10 protein-coding genes are annotated in these 9,504 nt (G+C 60.2%); 6 read left to right on the top strand and 4 right to left on the bottom strand.

Going from position 1 to position 9,504, the window contains the following annotated elements:
* The first annotated feature begins 141 nt into the window (after positions 1-141).
* Positions 142-297, top strand: a complete 156-nt coding sequence (locus GIW69_RS24145; protein WP_236485281.1) for a metallothionein — start codon at positions 142-144, stop codon at positions 295-297.
* A 22-nt stretch (positions 298-319) separates the two neighbouring features.
* On the opposite strand, the gene GIW69_RS24150 is transcribed toward GIW69_RS24145, so the two are convergent.
* Together GIW69_RS24150 and GIW69_RS24155 are read right to left on the bottom strand one after the other, a co-directional pair.
* Positions 320-592, bottom strand: coding sequence for a hypothetical protein (locus GIW69_RS24150; protein ID WP_236485282.1), 273 nt, complete (start codon positions 590-592; stop codon positions 320-322).
* Between the two features lie 32 nt (positions 593-624).
* Positions 625-852 (bottom strand): DUF6555 family protein, encoded by a 228-nt coding sequence (locus GIW69_RS24155; protein ID WP_236485283.1) that lies wholly within the window; start codon positions 850-852, stop codon positions 625-627.
* Between the two features lie 903 nt (positions 853-1,755).
* Here GIW69_RS24155 and selD point away from each other — a divergent pair.
* Together selD and mnmH are read left to right on the top strand one after the other, a co-directional pair.
* Positions 1,756-2,790: a selenide, water dikinase SelD gene (gene selD, locus GIW69_RS24160; RefSeq protein WP_236485284.1), complete on the top strand. Its 1,035-nt coding sequence runs from the start codon at positions 1,756-1,758 to the stop codon at positions 2,788-2,790.
* Entirely contained in the window at positions 2,790-3,893 is a 1,104-nt protein-coding gene (gene mnmH / locus GIW69_RS24165) for a tRNA 2-selenouridine(34) synthase MnmH (RefSeq protein WP_236485285.1), read from the top strand. Before selD ends, mnmH begins: the two co-directional genes overlap by 1 nt.
* Before the next feature lie 98 nt (positions 3,894-3,991).
* Here mnmH and GIW69_RS24170 read toward each other — a convergent pair whose 3' ends face one another.
* A complete protein-coding gene (locus tag GIW69_RS24170) occupies positions 3,992-4,666 on the bottom strand; it encodes a histidine phosphatase family protein (protein ID WP_236485286.1) in 675 nt (224 codons plus the stop codon).
* A 396-nt stretch (positions 4,667-5,062) separates the two neighbouring features.
* On the opposite strand from GIW69_RS24170, the gene GIW69_RS24175 reads away from it, so the two are divergent.
* The 3 genes from GIW69_RS24175 to hemB all read left to right on the top strand — a co-directional run bounded on the left by GIW69_RS24175 (position 5,063) and on the right by hemB (position 7,821).
* Entirely contained in the window at positions 5,063-5,761 is a 699-nt protein-coding gene (locus GIW69_RS24175) for a glutathione binding-like protein (protein WP_236485287.1), read from the top strand.
* Positions 5,758-6,603, top strand: a complete 846-nt coding sequence (locus GIW69_RS24180; protein WP_236485288.1) for a PhzF family phenazine biosynthesis protein — start codon at positions 5,758-5,760, stop codon at positions 6,601-6,603. The genes GIW69_RS24175 and GIW69_RS24180 overlap by 4 nt, the downstream gene beginning before the upstream one ends.
* Positions 6,604-6,846: 243 nt before the next feature.
* The gene (hemB, locus tag GIW69_RS24185) at positions 6,847-7,821 is read left to right on the top strand and encodes a porphobilinogen synthase (RefSeq protein ID WP_236485289.1); all 975 of its coding nucleotides are present in this window, start codon (positions 6,847-6,849) and stop codon (positions 7,819-7,821) included.
* 66 nt (positions 7,822-7,887) lie between these two features.
* On the opposite strand, the gene GIW69_RS24190 is transcribed toward hemB, so the two are convergent.
* Positions 7,888-9,414 (bottom strand): FAD-dependent monooxygenase, encoded by a 1,527-nt coding sequence (locus GIW69_RS24190; protein WP_236485290.1) that lies wholly within the window; start codon positions 9,412-9,414, stop codon positions 7,888-7,890.
* Between the last annotated feature and the right edge of the window lie 90 nt (positions 9,415-9,504).

Below are 9,504 nucleotides of genomic sequence, written 5' to 3' on the forward strand. Positions count from 1 at the left end.
GTGTAGGCGCTGCCGCAGGCTGCGCCTACAGGGGAGCGGGGCATTTCAAATCATTTTGAACGCTCCCATCGCCGCACCCTCTACAGTCAGACAACGGTGCTTTTTGGGCACCGGACGACCATCAAAAATGGAGTCTGTGCAATGGCTGATAAAACCTGCGATTGTCCGAAATGCGACTGCAAGCTCGGTGAGCATCCTGTCGTGCGTCACGGCAAGCATTTCTGTTGTGAGGCATGTGCCAAGCACCATGAGAATGGTGAGGAATGTGCGCACGAAGGTTGTAAGTGCGCACACTGATCCATCGATAAAAAAGTGGAGCCTAATCGGGCTCCACTTCCAGTTTGAGGCCTTCGTCGTCGAGCCGTTCGGTGTGGCGGACGGTGCCTTGCAGTGTTCGACCCTCTACGCGCAGTACGACGGTCTTGGCTTTTTCGAGGTCTTCCGGCAGCGGCGCCGATACCCGCAGGGCGAAGCGGAAGGGGTCGTCGGTGACTTGTTCGAGGCCGACCCGGCACTCCGCGCTTTTAGTGATTCGGCCGAACAGGGTGTCCAGGCCGTAGTCCAGATGTGCCGGGCTGTTGATGATCGTCATGACGTCCCCCTGATTGGCAGCATTTTTCAAACCTAGCTTGTCGGGCGCCAAGTGACGTTTTCGACGCCGAATTTCTCTGCCATCGGTTTGCTGGTTTTCTGCACTTTTTCCCGGCCGAAACGCGGGATGCGGCCCACCCCTGCGTCGCAGCTAGCCCAATGCCAAGCCTCGGCGTTGTCCATTTTTTCCTGTCGGATAATGAACGATTTGGGCGAGCCATGAAGGGTGTATTCGATGACATACAGTTTTGCGTTGTTCATAAAGCCCGTATTCCTCCCTGTGATAAGTAAGGGAACGCCACGGGCGTGGAAAATTCAGTTGGATTGTCCGGCGGTTGCCGTCGTTGGCTCATCTTGGGCGAGCGACCTGGCGCCATCGCTGGCAAGCCGGGCTTTTACAATGTGTAGGAGCTGCCGCAGGCTGCGATCTTTTGATTTTGATTAGCGCCGGTCGGCGTCTCAGATCAGCGCGATCTACCCCTCATCGCGCAACGATCTAAAAAACCGGTATTTCTAACAGGTTATCTTTATCGTCCGGAAAATTCCCAGGCGAGACTGCGAGTTTCAGTTTCACCGTTGTGGCCTAGCATGCGGTCTGGCGGATTCGGTGTTGGTTTGATCATGTGTGGAACCTCGTTGGATAAATTGAGAGACCACCGTCTGCCGCCAAGCAGGTTGGGTGGCGGATTGCACAAGATTGGCGGACCGGTCAATTTATCCAAAACCCGGCATTCCCGAAGGAATCCTTATGCAATCCGCCATAGACGCGGAATGCCTTTGGATAATTATGTACGAGCCGCCAAGCCCGGTCGCTGAACCTTTCCAGCGACCGACCCACGATAAAAGCAACCCGCCTTACCCTCAAGCCGGCGGATTCTGGCGGGTTTGTAGGCAATGGTGCAAGGTCATGTAGCCGCAAGTTGTTACCTGCGAAATCTCTGTAGGAAAAGCAAGATCAAAAGATCGCAGCCTCCGGCAGCTCCTGCACAAAGGGTCATCGTTCCCATGCTCCGCGTGGGAATGCCGCCCGGGACGCTCCGCGTTCCCATTCGCGAGCTGGAACGCGGAGCGTCCCTTCACGCAAGTCCACGCAGAGCATGGGAACGATCAGTCGCTGGCCCGCTCTGCTAGAATCCGCCCCATTTCCTGCCAGAGACCTCTCCGATGAGCGAGCCGATTCGTCTGACCCAATACAGCCATGGCGCCGGTTGCGGCTGCAAGATTTCCCCGCAAGTGCTGGAAGTGATTCTGGCCGGCAGCGGCGCGCAGAACCTTGATCCGAAACTGTGGGTCGGCAATGCCTCGCGCGACGACGCGGCGGTGTATGAAATCGATGCCGAACGCGGCGTAGTGTCGACCACCGACTTCTTCATGCCGATTGTCGATGACCCGTTCGATTTCGGCCGTATCGCCGCGACTAACGCAATCAGCGACATCTACGCGATGGGCGGTGATCCGCTGATGGCCATCGCAATTCTCGGCTGGCCGGTGAATGTGTTGGCCCCGGAAGTCGCGCGCGAAGTGATTCGCGGCGGCCGCGCGGTGTGTGACGCTGCGGGCATTCCGCTGGCCGGCGGTCATTCCATCGACGCGCCGGAGCCGATCTTCGGCCTCGCCGTCACCGGTCTGGTGGAAAAACGCCATATGAAACGCAACGACACCGCCACCGCCGGTTGCCTGCTGTACCTGACCAAACCGCTGGGCATCGGCATCCTCACCACGGCCGAAAAGAAAGGCAAGTTACGCGCCTCGGACGTCGGTGTGGCCCGCGACTGGATGTGTACGTTGAACAAACCCGGCAGCCGGTTCGGCAAACTCGCCGGCGTCACGGCGATGACCGACGTCACCGGTTTCGGCCTGCTCGGGCACCTGGTGGAAATGGCCGACGGCAGTCAGGTCACCGCGCGCATCGCCTACGACCGCGTGCCGCGTCTGGACAGCGTCGAGTATTACCTTGAACAAGGCTGCGTCCCCGGCGGCACGCTGCGCAATTTCGACAGCTATTCGAGCAAGGTCGGCCGCGTGCAGGAACTTCACAAACGCGTGCTGTGCGACCCGCAGACCAGCGGTGGCCTGCTGATCGCCGTCACCCCTGAAGGCAACGATGAATTCCTCGCCGTGGCCGCCGAACTGGGCCTGAACCTTGCGCCAATTGGCGAACTGGTTGAGCGACAGAGCCACGCGGTCGAGGTGATTTGATGTCCGTCGACTGCACCGACTACCGCGACATTTTCCTCAACGACCGGCCGATGATGGACGCCCGCGCGCCGATCGAGTTTCACAAAGGCGCGTTTCCCGGCGTGATCAATCTGCCGCTGATGAACGACCTCGAACGCCAGCGCATCGGCACTTGCTACAAGCAAAGTGGTCAGCAAGCGGCCATCGAATTGGGCCATCAGTTGGTGGCAGGTGACGTGAAGGCCGAGCGCATCGAAGCCTGGGCCAAGTTTGCCCGGGCGCATCCCGACGGCTACTTGTATTGTTTTCGCGGCGGGCTGCGCTCACAGATCGTCCAGCAATGGCTCAAGCACGAAGCAGGCATCGACTATCCGCGTATTGGCGGCGGCTACAAGGCGATGCGCACGTTCCTGCTCGACACCCTCGATCAAGCCGTCGCTGAGTGCGATTTCGTGCTGCTGGGCGGCATGACCGGCACCGGCAAGACCGAAGCGCTGGTGCAACTGCGCAACGGACTGGATCTGGAAGGGCACGCCAATCATCGCGGTTCGAGCTTCGGCAAACGCGCCACGGGCCAGCCGTCGAACATCGATTTCGAAAATCGTCTGGCGGTGGATTTGCTCAAGAAACGCGCCGCCGGCATCGAGCAGTTCGTGCTCGAAGACGAAAGCCGTGTGGTTGGCAGTTGCGCATTGCCGTTGCCGCTGTATCAGGGCATGCAGCAGTTTCCGATGGTCTGGCTGGAAGACAGTTTTGAAAACCGGGTGGAGCGCATTCTTCGCGATTACGTGGTGGATCTGTTCGCAGAGTTCAGCGCCGTGCATGGCGAGGAAGGTTTCGTGTTGTTCTCCGAGCGTTTGCTGGCCAGTTTGAACAACGTGCAGAAACGCCTCGGGGGCGAGCGTCATCGGCGGCTGCTGATCTTGATGGAAGACGCACTGGCCGAGCAGGGGCGCAGCGGTGCGGTGGATTTGCATCGCGGCTGGATCGAAGGATTGCTGCGCGAGTATTACGACCCGATGTATGTGTTCCAGCGTGAGAAGAAGGGCGGGCGGATCGAATTTGCGGGGGAGCAGGGAGCGGTGATTGAGTATTTGCGCGAAAGAGTCAGCCAACAGAAGTGAGGGTGGGGCCTCTGGCCTCATCGCGAGCAGGCTCACGCCTACAGAGGACTTGTAGGCGCGAGCCTGCTCGCGATGAGGCCCGATCAGGCGCTAAAAAATCAGGTCGGGCAAGTCTCCTGCCCGTTGTCCAGCCCCTGCTTGTAACTGTGGCTCTGCAAACTGGCCTTGCCGTTGTGCCAGGTCAGGGTCAGCACGTACAGCGAGTCGTAGTCACCTGACTCCCAGTCATCGGTGATGTTCTGCTTCTCACCCACGGCCCGGCCGGCCACCTTGTTGATCAGCTCTGGCAAATAGCCGTGAGACCAGGCGGTGTAAATGGTCGAGTTGTGGTACTTGTCACCAATCAACTCCCGAGCCAGGTCGCTGGTGTCATTGGCGGAAAACTCGATATTCACCGGCAAGCCCAGTTTGATGGCGGCGGGGCTGATCGTCATCAACGGCCGGATGTAGCTGTAGGAGTTGTCCAGCTCGCCTTCTTCGACATTGCGCGTCGGGTTCGCGGCGAATACGTAATCGGCCTTGCCGAATTTTTCCGGCAGCAGGGTCGACAGGTCGATGGCGCGGTTGAGTCCCTGGCAGTTGAGCTGGCCGAGGCCGCCCTCGGGTTTTTCCGCGTGGCGCAGGAATACCAGCGTCTGAGTACCATCGACCGGTTGCGCGCGGCTTTCGCTGGACTCGAGCGACAGAAACAGCCCACTGACTGCCAGCAGGGAAGGCAGGGCGATGTAGGCGCGATGTTTGAAGCGTTTGGCGAAATTCAGAAATTTGATCATCGAATAAAAAGTTCTTCAGCATGTTGCGGTTAAGGCTGACAAACCTTGCACCACGGGCTCCCAGCTCCGGGTGTTTCCCTGTCGTGATTCATTTCCCTGTTTAAAAGGTAAGACTCAGAGTCATCCACGGCCCGTTAGTTCGATCTGGGCCCGTGGACGGCACTCTAGCGGTAACCCTGACCGCCCAGAACCCAACGATAACCACAGGATGTTACGGTTCGTGTGGGCGCTGCCGCAGGTCGCGAATTTTTGACCGGGTCAGGAACGCGGAGCGTCCCGGGCTGCATTCCCACGGGGAGCGTGGGAAGGATCAACAGAAAGGGATGTTTATCCTGTTGTACGGAATGGCGGCACGTACTTTATGATCGGCCTTTCATTTGTGACTGGATGCTACACATGACCGATCTGTCCGCGTTCCCGATCACCCAGAAATGGCCGGCGCAGTACCCTGACTGGATTCAGCTCTATTCCTTGCCGACCCCCAACGGCGTCAAGGTGTCGATCATGCTCGAAGAGATCGGCCTGCCCTACGAGCCTCACCGTGTGGGCTTCGAGAACAACGACCAGACGTCTCCTGAATTCCTCTCGCTGAACCCGAACAACAAAATCCCCGCAATTCTCGATCCCCACGGGCCGCAAGACCAACCGTTGCCGTTGTTCGAGTCGGGCGCGATCCTGATTTATCTGGCGGACAAAAGCGGCCAGTTGCTGGCCCAGGAAGGCGCGTTGCGCTACGAAACCCTTCAGTGGCTGATGTTCCAGATGGGCGGCATCGGCCCGATGTTCGGTCAGCTCGGTTTCTTCAACAAATTCGCCGGCAAGGATTATGAAGACAAGCGCCCGCGCGATCGTTATGTCGAGGAAAGCAAACGCCTGCTCAGCGTGCTCAATACGCGTCTCGAAGGCCGCGACTGGTTGATGGGCGAGCGCTACACCATTGCTGACATCGCCACATTCCCGTGGGTGCGCAACCTCATCGGTTTCTATGAGGCGGGCGATCTGGTCGGCATCCAGAACTTCCCCAATGTCACGCGGGTTCTGGAGCGTTTCCTCGCACGGCCGGCCGTGGCACGCGGGCTGACGATCCCTTCGTGACAGGGCACTTCGATTTCAAACAGGTGGATGTGTTCAGCCATGTCGCGCTCAAGGGTAATCCCCTGGCCGTGGTGTTCGGCGCCGACTCGCTGAGCGATGAGCGCATGGCCGCGTTTGCCGCGTGGACGAACCTCAGTGAAACCACGTTCATCCTCGAGCCGCAGGACCCGCGCGCCGATTACCGCGTGCGGATTTTCACCACCGTGAGCGAACTGCCGTTCGCCGGCCATCCGACCTTGGGCACGTGCCACGCCTGGCTGGAGGCGGGCGGGGTGCCCAAGGGCGAGGACATTATTCAGGAGTGCGGCGTCGGGCTGGTGCGTGTACGGCGTCAGGGCACAGAGCTGGCGTTTCTCGCGCCGCCATTGCTGCGCACCGGGCCGGTTGAGCCCGACGTACTGGCGCGGGTGCAACGCGGACTCGGGCTGGAAGACGGCGCCATCGTGCGCGCGCAATGGGTCGACAACGGCGCCGGTTGGTTGGCGGTAATGCTTGCGGATCGGCAACAGGTGCTGACGCTCGAACCGGATCATTCACAGATGCTCGGTCTGGCGGTCGGCGTGATTGCACCTTGGAACCTCCAGCGCGACGGCGACGACGCGCACTTTGAAGTGCGTGCGTTCATTTCCGGTGACGGCATGCCGGAAGACCCGGCCACCGGCAGTCTCAATGCCGGGATTGCCCAATGGTTGTTGGCCGAAGGGCTGGCGCCAGCTAAATATTTGGTGAGCCAGGGATTGACCATGGGTCGTGCGGGGCGAATCCAGATCGAACAGATGGGCGAAGACATTTGGGTTGGTGGATCGGTGGTCACCTGCATCAGCGGAACGCTGACTTTATAGTTGTACTGAATACCTGTGGGAGCTGGCTTGCCAGCGATGGCGTCAGTACAGCCGACCTCTGTTTCGATTGATCTACCGCTATCGCTGGCAAGCCAGCTCCCACAGGGTTGCGTTGTGGTTTGGGGATTGTTACTTGCGCCGTAACGCAGTCTTGAGCGATCAAGGTTTGTCCCCACCCCTCGCAAGGCATAAGCTTCGCCCCCTACGACTTTCGTCTCATTCGCCGTTTTCAGGAAAGGCCCCATGTCCAGTCAGTTCCCCGAAGCACGTCCACGCCGTCTGCGCCGCAATGCGAGCCTGCGCAGCCTGTTCCAGGAAACCGAGTTCACGCTAAACGATCTGGTGCTGCCGATCTTTGTCGAAGAAGAGATCGACGACTTCGTGCCCATCAACAGCATGCCCGGTGTGGTGCGCATTCCCGAGCGTAAACTGGCCAGCGAGATCGAGCGTTTCGCCCGCGCCGGGATCAAGTCAGTGATGACTTTCGGCGTGTCCCATCATCTGGATGCCGATGGCAGCGATACCTGGCGCGAGGACGGTCTGGTCTCGCGCATTTCGCGGATTGCCAAGAACGCCGTGCCGGAGATGATCGTGATGTCCGACACGTGCTTTTGCGAGTACACCGACCACGGCCATTGCGGCGTCATGCACAACCATGAAGTGGACAACGACCAGACCCTGATCAACCTCGGCAAACAAGCGGTGATGGCCGCGCAAGCCGGCGCTGACGTGATCGCACCGTCGGCGGCGATGGACGGCCAGGTGGCCGCGATCCGTCGGGCGCTGGATGCTGCCGGCTTCACGCAAACGCCGATCATGGCCTACTCGACCAAGTTTGCATCGGCGCTCTACGGCCCGTTCCGCGAGGCCGGTGGCAGTGCGCTGAAGGGCGATCGCAAAAGCTACCAGATGAACCCGATGAACCGTCGCGAAGCCTTGCGCGAATCGCTGCTGGACGAGCAGGAAGGCGCCGACGCGCTGATGGTCAAACCGGCTGGCGCGTACCTGGACATCATCCGTGACATTCGTGAAGCCTCGAACCTGCCGCTGTCGGCTTACCAGGTCAGTGGCGAGTACGCGATGATCAAGTTCGGCGCCCAGGCCGGGGCGATTGATGAAGATCGCGTGGTGCGTGAAAGCCTCGGTGCGATCAAGCGCGCGGGTGCGGATTTGATCTTCACTTACTTCGCGATGGATCTGGCACTGGCCGGGATCTGAGCGACACCGCCTTACCCTGTGGGAGCTGGCAAGTCAGCTCCCACAGGTTTTGGTGTTTCAGGGGCATCAAAAAAACGGCCTGATCCCGTGATCGTGCAAATACCGTTCGATCACCTTCGGATCAGCACTGTCATCGGCAATCGCCACATACGTATCCGGCCGCAACAGGTAAAACCCGTTGCGCCCAAGCCCCGCCGTTTCAAACGCTGGTCGCCAGTCGAACACGTGCAGCGGCACATGATGTTCGCTGCACCAGGCAATCATTTCGTCACTGGTGTCGCCATAAACGTGCACCTGCCAGACAGGCTGCTTCAGCGACTCGAAGTTATCCCCCTCACCATCATGGGCCCACGGTAAACGGTCGCCGCCGTGAACATGCCCGGCCGCGCCTTCGCTCAGCGGCATGCCGCGATAGTTGAGGGTGATCTGCGAGACCGTGCGAAAGAGAAACTCGCGTCCAGCCTCCAGTGAGGCGACTTTCGGAATCACAAACGGGGCCAGGCGCGTGCGCAGCAAGTCAGCCACACGGCCCTCGGCGGTGGCGAACGTGAACACGCGGTCGGTGGTCGACACCAGACGCCGGGCGAAGGCGATGCGTTCGATTTCGTAGCTGTCGAGCAGCTGTGCTTCGGCGCCGCCGTTGAGCACGGCGGCGAGTTTCCAGGCCAGGTTGATCGCATCGCCGATGCCGGTGTTCATGCCTTGGCCGCCAGCGGGGCTGTGTACGTGAGCAGCATCGCCGAGCAGGAAGGCGCGGCCACTGCGAAAGTGCTCCGCCACGCGATGATGCACGCGGTAGGTCGAAAACCAGTTAACGTCTTCGATGCGCACCTTGAGGTGTTCGATGGCACGGCTGCTGACGTCAGAAAATTGCACGTTCTCCGGTTGCGCGGCGCGTTCGTCGCGCACGGTGCCGATCAAGCGTGCGCGGCCTTCGCCGCCCAGCGGGAACACGGCGAGAAAATCCGCTTCGTCCAGATCCAGATGCAATTCGCCGTTGAGTGCCTGACCGCTGGCCTGCACATCCGCCACGTAGAAAACCTGCTGATAGGTGCCGCCGGGGAAACCTGTGTCGAGGTTTTTGCGCACGCTTGAACGGGCGCCATCGCACCCCGCGAGGTAACAGGCCTGACAGACTTCCTGCGTGCCGTTCGGCAGGCGCAGGTGGGCGGTGAGGCCGTCGGCTGTTTCTTCAAAGCTTTCGAGTTCGGTGTCGCGTTCGACTCGCACGCCGAAGCTTTCAAGTCGCTCGATCAGCAGGCGTTCGTGTTCGTCCTGAGGGAATATTTCCATGAACGAATAGGGTGTCAGGCCTTCGCCAATATGGCTGAGTGGGAGCCGCGCAACGGGTTTGCCCTTGACCCAGAAATTCGCCGCCGCGACTTTGTGGCCGTTCTGCACCACGGCGTCGGCAAGATCCAGCTGCCGGTACAACTCCAGCGTACGCGCCTGTACCGCCAGCGCGCGGGAGGTCGTGCCGGGGGCGGAAGACTTGTCGATGATGCGCGGGCGGATGCCTTGTTTGCTCAGCCACAGGGCCAGCACCAGGCCGGTAGGGCCGGCGCCGATGATGAGTACGTCGCTGCGTTGCATGGCGCTGTCCTCCTTGCCGATGCAGCAAGTATGGATCAGGTGCGGAGGGTGGCGAATTGGACTGCTGGACGGAAAAAAGCCCCGCCACTT

This window comes from Pseudomonas syringae, from assembly GCF_021605415.1.
In the GTDB taxonomy this organism is placed as follows: Bacteria; Pseudomonadota; Gammaproteobacteria; order Pseudomonadales; family Pseudomonadaceae; genus Aquipseudomonas; species Aquipseudomonas syringae_S.